This window comes from Streptomyces caniferus, assembly GCF_009811555.1.
Lineage (GTDB): Bacteria > Actinomycetota > Actinomycetes > Streptomycetales > Streptomycetaceae > Streptomyces > Streptomyces caniferus.
This window is the reverse complement of sequence record NZ_BLIN01000005.1, coordinates 3,591,611-3,606,698: the sequence shown is the minus strand read 5'-3', so window position 1 is coordinate 3,606,698 and position 15,088 is coordinate 3,591,611. Positions and strand designations below refer to the sequence as shown.

The 15,088-nt window shown below is 71.5% G+C and carries 14 protein-coding genes; 7 read left to right on the top strand and 7 right to left on the bottom strand.

The annotated features are described in order from the left end of the window. Window positions 1-491 precede the first annotated feature (491 nt). Window positions 492-1,214 (top strand): response regulator transcription factor, encoded by a 723-nt coding sequence (locus tag Scani_RS32205; RefSeq protein ID WP_159481271.1) that lies wholly within the window; start codon window positions 492-494, stop codon window positions 1,212-1,214. A gap of 6 nt (window positions 1,215-1,220) precedes the next feature. Here Scani_RS32205 and Scani_RS32200 read toward each other — a convergent pair whose 3' ends face one another. Beyond that, window positions 1,221-1,529, bottom strand: a complete 309-nt coding sequence (locus tag Scani_RS32200; protein WP_159481270.1) for a hypothetical protein — start codon at window positions 1,527-1,529, stop codon at window positions 1,221-1,223. 30 nt (window positions 1,530-1,559) lie between these two features. Further along, the gene (locus Scani_RS32195) at window positions 1,560-3,266 is read right to left on the bottom strand and encodes a sodium:solute symporter family protein (protein WP_159481269.1); all 1,707 of its coding nucleotides are present in this window, start codon (window positions 3,264-3,266) and stop codon (window positions 1,560-1,562) included. A 266-nt stretch (window positions 3,267-3,532) separates the two neighbouring features. On the opposite strand from Scani_RS32195, the gene galT reads away from it, so the two are divergent. From galT to Scani_RS32175, 4 genes are all read left to right on the top strand, one after another. Continuing rightward, a complete protein-coding gene (galT, locus tag Scani_RS32190) occupies window positions 3,533-4,636 on the top strand; it encodes a galactose-1-phosphate uridylyltransferase (protein WP_159481268.1) in 1,104 nt (367 codons plus the stop codon). After that, entirely contained in the window at window positions 4,633-5,607 is a 975-nt protein-coding gene (galE, locus tag Scani_RS32185) for a UDP-glucose 4-epimerase GalE (protein WP_159481267.1), read from the top strand. The genes galT and galE overlap by 4 nt, the downstream gene beginning before the upstream one ends. Further along, window positions 5,607-6,803, top strand: coding sequence for a galactokinase (gene galK / locus Scani_RS32180; RefSeq protein ID WP_159481266.1), 1,197 nt, complete (start codon window positions 5,607-5,609; stop codon window positions 6,801-6,803). Before galE ends, galK begins: the two co-directional genes overlap by 1 nt. Before the next feature lie 270 nt (window positions 6,804-7,073). Continuing rightward, window positions 7,074-7,844: a response regulator transcription factor gene (locus tag Scani_RS32175; RefSeq protein ID WP_159481265.1), complete on the top strand. Its 771-nt coding sequence runs from the start codon at window positions 7,074-7,076 to the stop codon at window positions 7,842-7,844. 117 nt (window positions 7,845-7,961) lie between these two features. On the opposite strand, the gene Scani_RS32170 is transcribed toward Scani_RS32175, so the two are convergent. The 3 genes from Scani_RS32170 to Scani_RS32160 all read right to left on the bottom strand — a co-directional run bounded on the left by Scani_RS32170 (window position 7,962) and on the right by Scani_RS32160 (window position 11,554). Continuing rightward, window positions 7,962-10,019 (bottom strand): beta-galactosidase, encoded by a 2,058-nt coding sequence (locus Scani_RS32170; RefSeq protein WP_159481264.1) that lies wholly within the window; start codon window positions 10,017-10,019, stop codon window positions 7,962-7,964. A 62-nt stretch (window positions 10,020-10,081) separates the two neighbouring features. Next, window positions 10,082-10,876: an SDR family NAD(P)-dependent oxidoreductase gene (locus Scani_RS32165; protein ID WP_159481263.1), complete on the bottom strand. Its 795-nt coding sequence runs from the start codon at window positions 10,874-10,876 to the stop codon at window positions 10,082-10,084. Between the two features lie 180 nt (window positions 10,877-11,056). Beyond that, window positions 11,057-11,554, bottom strand: a complete 498-nt coding sequence (locus Scani_RS32160) for a MarR family winged helix-turn-helix transcriptional regulator (protein WP_159481262.1) — start codon at window positions 11,552-11,554, stop codon at window positions 11,057-11,059. A 165-nt stretch (window positions 11,555-11,719) separates the two neighbouring features. Here Scani_RS32160 and Scani_RS32155 point away from each other — a divergent pair, with 165 nt between their 5' ends. Both Scani_RS32155 and Scani_RS32150 read left to right on the top strand, forming a co-directional pair. Beyond that, on the top strand, window positions 11,720-12,544 hold the full coding sequence (locus tag Scani_RS32155; protein WP_159481261.1) for a trans-aconitate 2-methyltransferase: 825 nt from the start codon (window positions 11,720-11,722) through the stop codon (window positions 12,542-12,544). A 61-nt stretch (window positions 12,545-12,605) separates the two neighbouring features. Then, complete coding sequence (locus Scani_RS32150; RefSeq protein WP_159481260.1) at window positions 12,606-12,968, top strand: VOC family protein; 363 nt, start codon at window positions 12,606-12,608, stop codon at window positions 12,966-12,968. Between the two features lie 254 nt (window positions 12,969-13,222). Here Scani_RS32150 and Scani_RS32145 read toward each other — a convergent pair whose 3' ends face one another. Both Scani_RS32145 and Scani_RS32140 read right to left on the bottom strand, forming a co-directional pair. Then, entirely contained in the window at window positions 13,223-13,909 is a 687-nt protein-coding gene (locus Scani_RS32145) for a TetR/AcrR family transcriptional regulator (protein ID WP_159481259.1), read from the bottom strand. 22 nt (window positions 13,910-13,931) lie between these two features. Further along, window positions 13,932-14,942: an acyl-CoA desaturase gene (locus Scani_RS32140; RefSeq protein ID WP_159481258.1), complete on the bottom strand. Its 1,011-nt coding sequence runs from the start codon at window positions 14,940-14,942 to the stop codon at window positions 13,932-13,934. Window positions 14,943-15,088 lie beyond the last annotated feature (146 nt).

Sequence of the window (15,088 nt, the reverse complement as noted above, 5' to 3'; positions counted from 1 at the left end):
TGAACTGCTGAACTAACTTTGACATATGGCGCTGACAGTGAGGCACAGAACATCGCCCGCGGATACCGACCCACGGTTTCTTTCTTTTTCAATCACATTCCTCGCGGCGGGTCACGAGAACGGCGGCGAGGCCGGAAAGTTCCTCGGAGGTCAATATCCGCTATGTGCCTGGAAGTTCGTTTATGAGGTCACAGGAGCGGTTCTCGTCGTCGTGCCCGCAGCACTCGCCCTCGCCGCGGGCACCGTCACTCCGCGGTCCGGCCTTCACTCCGGGCTCGGCGCCCCGCGTGACCCGCCCCAGCGGGGAGAACCGACGACCCGCCCACGCCCCCCAACAGCACCAACCAGCCCAGATTGGCCGGGATTCCAGCATTCCGGGGGCTTCTTCCCGGTAGGGGGCGCGGTATCGCAGCCGAGCGTGTAGCTTCCCGGGGACAAGCGGCCCGGCCGGGGGCCGCGCCGGGGCCCGCCGGGGTGGAGGGGGTTGCTCGATGGGCGTGCGGCTCATGGTGGTGGACGATCATCGTCTGCTCGCGGAGGCGCTCGCCTCGGCGTTGAAGCTGCGCGGGCACCGCGTCCTGGCGGCGGCCGCGCCGAGCGCCGGGGCCGCGGAGCTGGTGGTGAGCCGGGCGCCCGAGGTGTGCCTGCTGGGCACCGCCGCACCGGCCAGGCCGGGCGCCTTCGACCCCGTCGTACGGATCAAGAAGGAGCGGCCGCAGGTGGCGGTGGTGGTGCTGGGGCCGGTCCCCAGTCCGCGCGGGATCGCCGCCGCGTTCGCGGCGGGGGCCTCCGGGTACGTCCGCAACGATGAGCGGATCGAGGGTGTGGAGCGCGCCATGATGAAGGCGCGGGCGGGGGAGTCGGCGGTCGCGCCGCAGTTGTTGCAGCAGGCCTTCGAGGAGCTGTTGCACCCCGCGGCGCAGCCGGACGACGAGGGCGCGCGGCTGCTGGACCTGCTCACCCCACGCGAGGTCGAGGTGCTGATGCGGGTCGCGGACGGTGAGGACACCCGGCTGATCGCGGCGGGGATGGACATCGCGCCGAGTACGGCGCGTACGCATGTGCAGCGCGTGCTGATGAAGCTGGAGGTGGGCTCCCGGCTGGAGGCCGCGGCCCTGGCGGCGCGCACCGGGCTGCTGGAGAGAGCGGCGGGCGGTCGTGTCGCGCACGCCGCGGCGGCGGGTCCGGACGAGCCGGCCCCGCCGCCGCAGTAGCTGCGCTCAGCTTTCGGCGGGCCCGTCGGCTATCCCGGCCCGCAGTTCCTCGGTCGTCGGCGGGACGGCCGGCCGCAGCTTCAGCCAGATGAGGAAGAAGAGCCCGAGGGCGAGCATGCCCACGCCCGTCCACAGGTTGATGTTGATGTCCTGGGCCTTCTTCAGGTCCGCGTCCGAGGCCGTCAGACCGGCGATGGTGACGATCACCCCGTAGACGACGAACAGGCCGCCGATGATGCGCCGGACGTCGAAGAGTCGCGCGGCGGTCGCCGACTCGCGCTCCAGCTCCTCGACCTCGTGCTGGTAGTCACTCATGGTGCGTCAACTCCGCTGGTTCGGACGGGCTCAGAAGGAGAAGGGGATGTAGCAGACGGCGGCCAGGACGATCGCCCCCCAGCCCAGCAGGGCCGGCTTGCGGTACCACGCGTCGTCGCCCTCGGCCGGCAGTTCCTCCATGCCGGGGATGGGGGTCCCCCCGGTCGAGCGAAGCCGAGACTGGGGGAGGGACCCGTAGACCAGGCCCGCCAGCGACTCGACCGGCTTGGGCTTGGTGACCAGGGTGACGAGCAGCATCACCAGTGCGCCGACGACGAACGCCACGATCGAGGAGACGAAGTTGGCGCCCTGCTCGGAGGGGATCGCGATGATGCCCTGCTTGTAGAGCCAGAAGTAGTTGACCATCGCGGCGACCGTGCCGGAGAGCAGACCCCAGAAGCCGGCCGCGGCGCTGGTCCGCTTCCAGAACATGCCGATGATGAAGACGACGAAGAGCGGCACGTTGAAGAAGGAGAAGAGGGTCTGGAGGTAGTTCATGATGTTGCTGAAGGACGAGGCGATGAACGCCGTGCCCATGCCGATCAGCACGCCGACCGCGGTGACCACACGGCCCGTCTTCAGGTAGTAGCGGTCCTCGCGGCCCTTCTTGAGGTACGCCGCCCAGATGTCGTTGGTGAAGACCGTGTTGAAGGACGAGACGTTGGCGGCCATGCCCGCCATGAACGCCGCCAGCAGACCGGTCACCGCGATGCCCAGCACACCGTTGGGCAGCAGGTCCCGCATCAGCACCGGGATCGCGTCGTTGTACTGCAGCCCGTCCTTGGACTTGCCCAGCGTCGGCTCCATGACCAGCGCGATCAGGCCCGGGACGACCACGACCAGCGGGATGAAGATCTTCGGGAAGGCCGCGATCAGCGGGGTGCGCTTGGCGGCGGAGAGGTTCTTCGCGGACAGCGCGCGCTGCACCTCGGCGAAGTTGGTGGTCCAGTAGCCGAAGCTCATCACGAAGCCGAGGCCGAGGCCGATGGTGAGCCAGTTCGCGCCGAGCGGGTTGGCCTCGCCGATGCCCGTGCCCTTCCAGGCGGTCAGGAACGCATCGCCGTGCGAGGAGTCGAGTGAGCTGGTCAGGCCGTCCCAGCCGCCGACGCGCTTGAGGCCGACGATGGTCAGCGGGATCAGCGCGGCGAGGATGACGAAGAACTGCAGCACCTCGTTGTAGATCGCCGAGGACAGGCCGCCGATGGTGATGTACGCCAGGACGAAGACGCCGGCGACGACGATCGCGACCCACTGCGGCCAGCCGAGCAGCGCCTGCAGCACGATCGCCATGGCGTACAGGTTCACGCCCGCGATCAGCACGGACGACACGGCGAAGATCACCGAGCTGAGCAGGTGCGAGGACGGGCCGAAGCGGTGCAGCAGGAATTCGGGCACCGAGCGGACCTTGGAGCCGTAGTAGAACGGCATCATCACCAGGCCCAGGAAGACCATCGCCGGGATGGCGCCGATCCAGTACCAGTGCACGGTGTAGGCCCCGTACTGCGCACCGTTGGCGGCCATGCCGAGGATCTCGGTGGCGCCGAGGTTGGCGGCGACGAAGGCGAGACCGGTGACCCAGGCGGGCAGCGACCGCCCGGAGAGGAAGAAGTCCAGGCTCGTCTTCACGCTGCGTTTCGCCGCGAATCCGATGCCGAGGACGACGACGAAGTAGATGGCCAGGATCGTGTAATCGAGCCCGTTGGTGGGGAGCCGTAGCCCTTCGGCCAGGGTGATCATGGGCGACTCATTTCGCGGGTCGGGAGCGCGGCCCCCGGCGGACACGTCTTTGGGCGATCAGAACGAACAAAAACCTACGCGCGGTCCTGGGGAAACTGAATACTTCTGTTTGGTTCAGTTGCGCTTTCGTGATCGGGCTGGTGGGGATGTCGTGTATGTCCGGCCGCGCCGCCCCGTGTACCCGCTCTCTGCCCCGGCGTTGACGCCGCTGTTTAGTTGTGCTTCATTGTGTTTGTTTGTGTTTGGTAGGAGGGTGAGGAGCTCCCGTGAAGAAGACGTCGACCCGGCTGGCGGACGGCCGGGAGCTCATCTACTACGACTCACGTGACGACGTCGTACGCGATGCCGTCGACCGCCGCCCCCTCGACGCCGTGGCCACCGCCTCCGAGATCCGCCACGACCGCCTCCTCGGCGACCATGTCGCCATCGCCTCGCACCGCCAGGCCCGCACCTACCACCCCCCGGCCGACGAGTGCCCGCTGTGCCCCTCCCGTGACGGCCGGTTCTCCGAGATCCCCGCCGCCGACTACGACGTCGCCGTCTTCGAGAACCGCTTCCCCTCCCTCGCCGGCGACAGCGGCCGCTGCGAGGTCGTCTGCTTCACCTCCGACCACGACGCCTCCTTCGCCGACCTCACCGACGAGCAGGCCGCCCTGGTCCTGGAGGCGTGGACCGACCGCACCGCGGAGCTGTCCCAGCTCCCGGGCGTGGAGCAGGTCTTCTGCTTCGAGAACCGCGGCGCCGAGATCGGCGTCACCCTCGGCCACCCGCACGGCCAGATCTACGCGTACCCCTTCGTCACCCCGCGCACCGAGCGCATGCTCACCTCGCTCGCCGCCCACCGCGCGGCCACCGCCGGCGGCAACCTCTTCGACGAGGTGGTCGCGGACGAGCTGGCCGACGGCCGCCGCGTCGTCCTCGAGGGCGAGCACTGGGTGGCCTTCGTCCCCCACGCCGCGCACTGGCCCTACGAGGTGCACCTCTACCCCAAGCGCCGGGTCCCCGACCTGCTCGCCCTCGACGACGCCGCGCGCACAGAGTTCCCACAGATCTACCTGGAAGTCTTGCGTCGCTTCGACCGGATCTTCGGGGCGGAAGGGGAGCGGGACGGCGGGCAGCACGGGGGTGGCGAGCACGGTCCCCGGGCGGCCGGTGCCGCCCGTACGCCGTACATCGCCGCCTGGCACCAGGCGCCGCTGCGGGCCGAGTACCGGGGGGAATTCGCACTTCACCTCGAGCTTTTCACCATCCGCCGCACTTCCGGCAAGCTGAAGTTCCTCGCGGGTTCCGAATCCGGCATGAACGTGTTCATCAATGATGTGCCGCCGGAGGCCGCGGCTCAGCGACTGCGAGAGGTAGCGAGCGAGTGAGTAAGAAGTACCTGGTCACAGGCGGTGCGGGATATGTCGGCAGCGTCGTTGCGGCACATCTGCTGCAGGCCGGTCACGAGGTGACCGTGCTGGACGACCTGTCCACCGGCCACCGCGAGGGCATCCCCGCCGGTGCCCGCTTCATCGAGGGCCGCATCCAGGACGCCGCGAAGTGGCTCGACCCCTCCTACGACGCGGTGCTGCACTTCGCCGCCTTCTCCCAGGTCGGCGAGTCCGTCGTGGACCCCGAGAAGTACTGGCGCAACAACGTCGGCGGCACCATGGACCTGCTCGCCGCGATGCGCGACGCCGGCGTCCGCACCCTGGTCTTCTCCTCCACCGCCGCCACCTACGGCGAGCCGAAGACCACCCCGATCACCGAGTCCGCCGAGACCGCGCCCACCAGCCCGTACGGCGCCAGCAAGCTCGCCGTCGACCACATGATCAGCGGTGAGGCCGCGGCCCACGGTCTGGCCGCCGTCTCGCTGCGCTACTTCAACGTCGCCGGCGCCTACGGCAGCTGCGGCGAGCGCCACGACCCCGAGTCGCACCTCATCCCGCTCGTCCTCCAGGTCGCCCAGGGCAAGCGCGAGGCGATCTCCGTCTTCGGCGACGACTACCCCACCCCCGACGGCACCTGCGTCCGCGACTACATCCACGTCGCCGACCTCGCCGAGGCCCACCTCCTCGCCCTCGACGCGGCCACCGCGGGAGAGCACCTGATCTGCAACCTCGGCAACGGCAACGGCTTCTCCGTCCGCGAGGTCATCGAGACCGTCCGCAAGGTGACCGGGCACCCCATCCCGGAGATCACCGCGCCGCGCCGCGGCGGCGACCCGGCCGTACTCGTGGCCTCCGCCCGCACCGCGGTCGACCGGCTCGGATGGCGCCCCGGCCGCGCCGACCTGGCCGAGATCGTCGCCGACGCCTGGCAGTTCGCGCAGCACCTCGACCGGACGAAGGAGTCCTGATGACCGCTCACGGAGCCGCCGCCCCGACTGTCGGGCGCCCGCACGGCGCCCAGTACACCGCGGAGGCATTCGCCGCGGTGTACGGCGCCGCCCCCACGGGCACCTGGGCGGCGCCCGGCCGGGTCAACCTGATCGGTGAACACACCGATTACAACGACGGTTTCGTGATGCCGCTCGCCCTCCCGCACACCACCCTCGCCGCCGCCTCGCCCCGCACCGACGGGGTGCTGAGGCTGCACTCCGGCGACGCCGACGGCGGCATCGTCGAATTGCGCGTCGACGCGCTGCGGCCGGCGCCCCAGGCGGGCTGGGCCGCCTACCCGGCCGGTGTCGTCTGGGCGATGCGGGAGGCGGGGCTGCCCGTGGGCGGCGCGGATCTGCACTTCGAGAGCACGGTGCCGACCGGCGCCGGACTCTCCTCGTCCGCCGCCCTGGAGATCGTCACCGCGCTCGCCCTGAACGACCTGTACGCGCTCGGCCAGGAGCCCCAGCAACTGGCCCGGCTCGCCCAGCGGGCCGAGAACGCGTTCGTCGGCGTGCCCTGCGGAATCATGGACCAGACGGCCGCGGCCTGCTGCACCGAGGGCCACGCCCTCTTCCTCGACACCCGCGACCTCACCCGGCGTCAGATCCCGTTCGACCTGGCGGGGGAGGGGCTGCGGCTCCTCGTCGTGGACACCCGGGTGAAGCACGAGCTGGGTGACGGCGCATACGCCGAGCGGCGCGCCGGTTGTGAGCGCGGTGCGCGGGCGCTCGGTGTGCGGGCCCTGCGCGATGTGTCGTACGCGCATCTGCCCGAGGCCCTGGAACAGCTGGCCGACGAGCCCGCCGTCCAGGCCCTCGTCCGGCACATCGTCACCGAGAACCACCGCGTCGAAGAGGTCGTTGCCCGCCTCGACGCGGGCCGCACCCGCGCCATCGGCCCGCTCCTGACGGCCGGCCACGCCTCGCTCCGCGACGACTTCAAGATCTCCTGCCGGGAGCTCGATCTCGCCGTCGACACCGCCGACGCGGCGGGCGCCCTCGGGGCCCGGATGACCGGCGGCGGCTTCGGCGGCTCGGCGATCGTGCTCGTCGAGGAGGCCGACGCCCAGGCCGTCGGCGCCGCGGTCACCCAGGCCTTCGCGGCGGCCGGCCATGCCGCTCCGCGGATCTTCGAGGCCGTCCCGAGCCCGGGAGCGCACCGCATCGAGTAGGGCGTGCCGGGCGGCGCGCGGCCACCGGGCGGGCACCGAACAGCCCGGGTGGAGGGGCAGTTTCGTCAATCACCTTCCCTTGCCGCAACCCGTCCGTACGCTGGGATCCTGCACCGGTGGGGGCCGGTGCCGATCAGGGGGCGAGACCGTTCGGGTACGGCGCCCGGGGTGGGGTAGTCATGTCGGCACGGCGGCGGCCGTGCGGCTGAGGCGATCTTCAATCCGGGCGTCGTGCCCGCTATGGTCCGTTCACCGAGACAGGGGGTCTCTGTGCAACGCATCCGGGTTCTGGTGGTCGACGACCACCGCATCTTCGCCGAATCCCTGGCGGCCGCGCTCGCCGCGGAACAGGACGTGGACGTCGCGGCCGCGGGCAGCGCTCCCGCGGCGCTGCGCAATCTGGACCGGGCGGTCACCGACGGCCGCCGGTTCGACGTGCTGCTCGCCGACGCCGACCTCGCCGCGCCGCTGCTCGCGGTGCCGCCGCAGGGAGCGGTCCGCGACGCGGTGCCGCGCGCCGTGCCGCGGGACGGCATCGCGCTGGTCTCCGGCCTGCGCACCAGCCATCCGTATCTGCGCACCGTCGTCCTCGCCGACCGCGACGACCCGCGCCGCGCGGCCGCCGCGCTGCAGGCCGGCGCCTCCGGCTGGGTCGCCAAGGACTGCTCGCTCTCCCGGCTGCTCGCCGTCATCCGCGGTGTCCTCCGCGACGAGACGCATCTGCCGCCCGCGCTGCTGACCGGCGTGCTGCGGGAGTTGACGGCGGCCCGCAAGCACCGTTCCGAGAGCGAGCGGCTGGTGGAGTCGCTGACCCCGCGCGAACGCGAGGTGCTGCGCTGCATGGTGGCGGGCCTGGGTCGCAAGGCGGTCGCCGAGCGGCTGTTCCTCTCCCCGCACACGGTCCGCACCCATATGCAGAACGTGCTCGGCAAGCTCGGCGTGCACTCCACCCTCGCCGCGGTCGCACTGGCCCGCCGGGCCGGGGTCGGCCCGGTCGAGCTGGAGGCGGCGGCCGCGGCGGCTTCGGTGCCGGTGCCGTGAGGGGCTGAGAGCCGGGTGGCCCGCGGGTGACCGGGGGCCCTGGGGGCTCGCGGGGCGTACGGGGCGGTGCCGGTCCCGGGGCCGCCCCGCACGCCGGCGGGACCCTGACGTCAGGCTCTAGACGCCGGGCTCCGTCAGCACGGCCACGCCCCGGGCCCCCAGCGTGATCCGATCGACGGCCCCGTCACCGGCCCCGGCCCCGCCCGTCCCGTCCACCGCCGCCAGCGCATCCCGCAGCGGCGCCGGCAGCGCGACCTCCACGGCCTCCGCCCCGTGGTTGAGCAGGAAGACATACCGCCCGCCGGCGCCCTCGCGGACGGTGGCCTGGACGCCTGCCGGCAGCCCCGGCAGGACGGGCGTGACCCCGGCCGCCGCCCGTACGTCGTCCAGCAGGGCCCGCATCAGTGCCGCGTCGAGCCGGGTGCCCACGTACCAGGCCGTGCCCCGCCCGTAGTCGTGCCGGGTCACCGCCGGGCGGCCGGCGAGGTCCCCGTCCGTGAAGCGGGCGAGCGCCTCGGCACCTTCGAGGTCGATGGCCTCCGACCACAGGTCCGCCCGCCCCGTACCGGCTCCTCCACGCTCCCGGCTCTGCCCGAGCCGGGTGGTACCCGCACCGCCGACGCCCACCGACCGGCCCTCGTCCAGCGGCCAGAACTCCTCCACCCGCAGCCCCAGCAACTCCCGCAGCGGCCCCGGGTATCCGCCGGGGTGCACCCGGTCGTGCGCATCGACGATCCCGGAGAAGAACGACACCAGCAGGTGCCCGCCGCCCCGCACATAGGCGGCCAGCCGCTCGGCGTCGTCCGCGGTCAGCAGATACAGGTTGGGCGCCACGACCAGCCGGTAGCCGGACAGCTCGCGCCGCGGCGGGACCACATCGCAGGCCACGCCCGCCTCGAACAGCGGCCGGTAGTGATCCAGCGCGATACGGGAGTGGTCCAGCGCGGTCGACGGCTTGGAGTCCAGCTCCAGCGCCCACCAGCTGGGCCAGTCCGCCAGCAGCGCCGCCTCGGCCCGCGACCGGGTCCCCTCGATACCCGGCAGTGACGCCAACTCCCGTCCCAGACCGGATACTTCGCGGAAGATGCGGGTGTCGGTCCCGCCGTGCGGCAGCATCGCCGAGTGGAACTTCTCCGCGCCGCCCAGCGACTGCCGCCACTGGAAGTACAGCACCGCATCCGCGCCCTGGGCGACCGCCTGCCAGCTCCACAGCCGCATCGCGCCGGGCGGCTTGGGGCCGTTGCGGGGCCGCCAGTTGACCGCGCCGGGCGCCTGCTCCAGCAGCATCCAGGGCTGTCCGGAGCGCGCCGAGCGCATCAGGTCGAAGACGTAGCCGGCCCGGATGTGGTCGTCGGCGGCGTACGGGTCCTGATAGAAGTCCAGCGCCATCGCGTCCATGTGCGCCGACCAGGCGAACGCGTCGACGGGCTTGTGCTGCGGCATCAGATTGGTGGTGACCGGAATACCGGGGGTATGGCGCTCCAGCACCTCCTTTTCGGCCAGATAGCAGGCGCGCAGGGCCTCGTCGCCGAAGCGCAGATAGTCCAGCTGCTGGGCGGGGTTGGGGAAGGTGGGCGCGGTGCGGGGCGGCAGCACTTCGCCGAAGTCGCCGTAGGCCTGCGACCAGAAGGCCGTCGACCAGGCGTCGTTCAGCGCGTCGACGCTCCCGTAGCGTGCGCGCAGCCAGCGCCGGAAGTCGTCGGCCGACACCTCGCAGTAGCACTGGCGGGTGTGGCACCCGTATTCGTTGCCGACGTGCCACAGGGCCAGCGCCGGGTGACCGGCGTAGCGGGCGGCGAGCTGCTCGACCAGGCGTACGGCGTGCGCGCGGTAGACGGGGCTGGAGGGGCAGTAGTGCTGCCGGCCGCCGGGCCAGCGCCGCCGGCCGTCGGCGTCCTCGGGCAGGATCTCGGGGTGCGCGCGGGAGAGCCACGGTGGCGGCGAGGCGGTCATGGTGGCCAGGCAGACGGCGATCCCGGCGCCCGCCAGCCCGTCCATGACGCGGTCGAACCAGCCGAAGTCCCATGCCCCGGGCCGGGGTTCGACCCTGGCCCAGGAGAAGATCCCGGCGGTGACCATGGTGACGTGGGCCGCCTTCATCAGCTTCAGATCCTCGGCCCACACCTCCTCGGGCCACTGCTCGGGGTTGTAGTCGCCGCCGAAATGGATGCCCATGGATTCCCCTACGGATCGAAGTCCGGGCGGGGCGCCGCGGCCCCGCCGTCAGCAGGACCGGCTCACGAAGAGTTCTTGTACACGCTCCAGCCCCCGTCGACGACGAGGCTCGCGCCCGTGACGAAGGACGCCTCGGGGGAGAGCAGGAAGGCGATGGCGGCGGCGACCTCCTCCGGCCGTCCCAGCCGTCGCGCCGCCGTCTCCGCGGCGCTGGCCCGCCGTTCCTCCTCGCCGATACCGTCCCAGGCCGCCGTCAGGACGGGGCCCGGCAGCACGCTGTTGACCCGTACCTCCGGCCCGTATTCGACGGCCAGTTGCCGCCCCAGCCCGGTGAGCCCGGCCTTGGCGGCGGCGTACGCGGGCCGCCCCGGCAGCCCGATCAGCGCATGCACCGACGAGGTCAGCACCACCGCGCCATGGCGCGCCCGCAGATCGTCCAGGGTGGCGCGGACGCCGAGGAACGAGCCGGTGAGGTTGACCGCGAGCTGCCGGTCCCAGTCCGTGAGCGGGGTGTGTCCCGCGGACGCCACATACGGCAGGAAGGCGTTGCTGACCAGCCCGTCCACCGGGCCGTAGCGCTGCCGCGCCGCGTCGACGGCCCGCTGCCAGGCGTCCTCGTCCGCCACATCGCAGTGCTCGTACGACGCGTGGCCGCCGGCCGCCCGGATCCGCCGCGCGGTGTGTTCGCCGCGTGCATCGTCGATGTCCAGCAGCAGGACCCCGGCGCCCTCGGCCGCCAGCCGGTCGGCGGTGGCCGCCCCGATCCCTGCGGCGGCCCCGGTCACCAGGACCGTACGGCCCTCGAACCGCTTGCCGTACGGCCCGTTCGCCGGGTGCGGTGCGCGCTGCTGGCTCATGGCGCGATCCAAGCCCACGAGGCGAGTGGCGGGCAAGGGCACGGGGGAGGAGAGGGGCGCGTACGGGTTCAAGGGGCGCACGTGAGCCGCTTACGCGCCGTCAAATGCGGCGTGTGGTGCTTCCCGTGGCCACGCTTTTCCGTGGCGGCGGCTCCGAGCCGCCGTGGCGAGCAGCCGCCGCTACCCCGGAATGTTGTCGAAGGGCCCGGTCAACCGCCGCAGCAGCCCGGCCAGTTCGCCGCGCTGCTGGCGGGAGAGCTCGGCGAGGATGGCGCGCTCCTGGATCAGCAGCCCGGCCAGCGACCGGTCGGCCTTGTCGCGCCCCTCGGCCGTCAGCCTGACCAGCACCCCGCGCCGGTCGCTGGGGTCGGGCAGGCGCTCGACCAGGTCCTTCTTGGCGAGCCGGTCGATGCGGTTGGTCATCGTCCCCGAGGTGACCAGGGTCTGCGTCAGCAGCGCTCCGGGGGAGAGCTGATACGGCGCCCCGGCGCGCCGCAGCGCGGTGAGCACATCGAATTCCCAGGGCTCCAGGCCCACCTCGGAAAAGGCGATACGGCGGGCCCGGTCCAGGTGTCTGGCCAGCCTGGAGACACGGCTGAGGACCTCAAGTGGCTCCACGTCGAGGTCCGGGCGCTCGCGGCGCCATGCTGCGACCAGTCGATCGACCTCGTCCTCCATGACGATCAGTGTAGAGGGTCTGTCGACATGAAGTCTCTTGACGTCGAGATATATTTCGCTGGACTATGGGGCATCGTCGGCGGGGGCTCGGTTTCCAGCCGAGACGGCCCGAATCCGACGTACCGGCTTTTGTGTCAGCCCTGCATCGACAAAGGGGTTTCGATCATGCATGACGCACCAACCTGGGATCCGCAGCAATATCTCCGCCACTCCGGGCACCGCACCCGCCCCTTCCACGACCTTCTCGCCCGGATACCCGACCTGCCGCGGCGAGGCCGCCCGGCCCGCATCGGCGACCTCGGCTGCGGTCCCGGAAACGTCACCACCGAACTCGCAGCCCGTTGGCCCGATGCGCACATCACCGGATACGACAACTCCGCCGAGATGCTCAAGGAGGCCGAGGCCTACGCCGGCCCCACCCCGGGCGGCGGCCACCTCGACTTCGCCTTCGCCGACGCCGCCGACTGGGCGCCCGACGAGACCTACGACCTGATCGTCTCGAACGCGGCCCTGCAATGGGTCCCCAACCACCCGGAATCCTTCGCCCGTTGGATCGAGGCCCTCGCCCCCGGCGGCACGTTCGCCTTCCAGGTCCCCGGCAACTTCACCTCGCCCAGCCACGCCCTCCTCGGCGAGCTGTGCGACGCCCCCCAGTGGCGCGAACGGCTCGACACCCACGGCCGCCGCTTCGTCCACATCCTCGAACCGGCCGACTACCTCGAACACCTCGCCGACCTCGGCTGCGCCACCGACGTATGGGAAACCACCTACGTCCAGCTCCTGCAGGGCGACGACCCGGTCCTCGACTGGGTCAAGGGCACCGCCCTGCGCCCCGTCCTGACCGCCCTGGAGAACGACCAGGCCGCCCGCGAGGCCTTCCTCGCCGAATACCGCGACGCCCTGCGGAAGGCCTACCCCACCGGCCCCCACGGCACGGTCTTCCCGTTCCGCCGCATCTTCGCCGTCGCACGGAAGCCGGCGGCCGGCTGACGTCCGTGCCCGCCGCTCCGCGCACCGCGCTCCGACTCGACCCCTCCGAGGTGAACACGCCGTGATCACCGGCCTCGACCACATCCAGCTCGCCGCACCCCCCGGTACCGAAGACGCCCTGCGCGCCTATTACGCGGATCTCCTCGGCATGACGGAGCTCCCGAAGCCCCCGGCGCTCGCGGCCCGCGGAGGATGCTGGTTCGAGGCCGGCGCGGCCCGGCTCCACCTGGGCATCGAGCCGGATTTCCGCGCCTCGAAAAAGGCCCACCCCGGCCTTGGCGTCCACGGCCTCGACGCCTTCGCCGCCCGCCTGACCGCCGCCGGCGCCCCCGTCACCTGGGACGACCAGCTGCCGGGCCACCGGCGCTTCTACTCGGCCGACCCGGTGGGCAACCGTCTGGAATTCCTGGAGGCACTGGACTGACGTGGTGGCGGGTCCGTAGCCGAATCGGGAACGGCGACCTCGGCCCGGAGGGCCGTGTCCGCGGCCGGTCTTCCGCCGCCCCAGCGCGCCGTCGGCGCCGCTACGGGACCAGACCCCATCTCGGTCATCCGGCTTGTCGCTCCTGGTCCGGCCGTCGTTGCGTACGCGACGACGGCCGGCCAGTGCGTCAGACGAAGATCACCAGGCGGGGCGCCCTTGAGGCAGCCACCCCGAGTCCCGTCACTCCCACGCCCTCAGTTCTTCCGATGCCCTATCAACCGCGGCCTGGCCTCCAGGTTGCCGAGGCCGTGCCAGGCCAGATTCACCAGGTGGGCCGCCACCTCGGCCTTCTTCGGCTTGCGGGCGTCGACCCACCACTGGCCGGTCAGGGCCACCATGCCGACCAGGGCCTGGGCGTAGAGCGGGGCCAGTTTCGGGTCGAAGCCGCGGGCCTTGAATTCCAGGCCGAGGATGTCCTCGACCTGTGTGGCGATATCGCTGATGAGGGAGGCGAAGGTGCCCGTGGACTGGGCCACGGGGGAATCGCGGACCAGGATGCGGAAACCGTCGGTGAAGGTCTCGATGTAGTCGAGGAGGGCGAAGGCGGCCTGTTCGAGGAGTTCGCGGGGGTGGCCGGCGGTCAGGGCGCCGGTCACCATGTCCAGCAGCTGCCGCATCTCGCGGTCCACGACCACCGCGTACAGGCCTTCCTTGCCGCCGAAGTGCTCGTAGACCACCGGCTTGGACACCCCGGCCTTCGCCGCGATCTCCTCCACCGAGGTGCCCTCGTAGCCCCGCTCGGCAAAGAGCGTGCGACCGATGTCCAGCAGCTGCTCCCGGCGCTCCGCACCGGTCATCCGGACCCGGCGGGCCCGCCGCGTGCCCGCGGACGGGGAGGGCTTGCCCTTGCTGTTGCTCGCGCTGCTGCTGTCGATCGCCACCCGTCAATCATGCCTTCCCCGCCTACCGCCGGGAGGTACCCCCGGCGGCCGGCGCCGCGCGTCGGGCATCGATACGGGACGCGTCCGGCCACCGGACGTCATACGCCCAGCCCGCCTTCTCGAACCAGCGGATCAGCCGGGCGCTGGAGTCCAGCTGCCCCTTCATCACCCCGTGCCGGGCGGAGGTGGGGTCCGCGTGGTGCAGGTTGTGCCAGGACTCGCCGCAGGACAGGACGGCCAGCCACCACACGTTCCCGGAGCGGTCGCGGGACTTGAAGGGGCGCTTGCCCACCGCATGGCAGATGGAGTTGATCGACCACGTGACGTGGTGCAGCAGCGCGACGCGGACCAGGGAACCCCAGAAGAAGGCGGTCAGCGCACCCTGCCAGGACCAGGTCGCCAGGCCGCCCACCAGGGGCGGGATCAGCAGCGACACCGTCGTCCACAGCACGAACTGGCGGGAGACCGTACGGATCGCGTCGTCCCTGATCAGGTCCGGTGCGTACTTCTGCTGCGGCGTCTGCTCCTCGTCGAACATCCAGCCGATGTGCGCCCACCACAGGCCCTTCATCAGGGCCGGCACGGTCTCGCCGAAGCGCCAGGGGGAGTGCGGGTCGCCCTCGGCGTCGGAGAACTTGTGGTGCTTGCGGTGGTCCGCCACCCAGCGCACCAGCGGGCCCTCCACGGCCAGCGATCCCATGATCGCCAACGCGATCCGCAGCGGTCGCTTCGCCTTGAACGAACCATGCGTGAAGTAGCGGTGGAAGCCGATCGTGATGCCGTGGCAGCCGATGTAGTACATCGCCACCATCAGTCCCAGATCCAGCCAGCTCACCCCCCAGCCCCAGGCAAGTGGGACCGCGGCGACCAGCGCCACGAACGGGACGGTGATGAAGAGCAGCAACGTGAACTGCTCGACCGACCTGCGCTGCTCGCCGCCCAGCGTCGCGGACGGCGCCTGAGCGGCGGCCGGACCGGCGGAGGAATCGGCAGGAATCGGGGGATCTTCTACGGCTTCAGGACCAGCGGTCATGGTGTCCCTCGTCGGGGGCTCGGGGGCACGGCTACGGCTACGGAACCGTAACCTACGGTCTCGTAAGTATGGCAGTGCCGCCGCTGCGGGCAAGGCCGTGACAGGCGCCACACCTACCCCCTGTGACGCAGATGCCCACCCAGCGG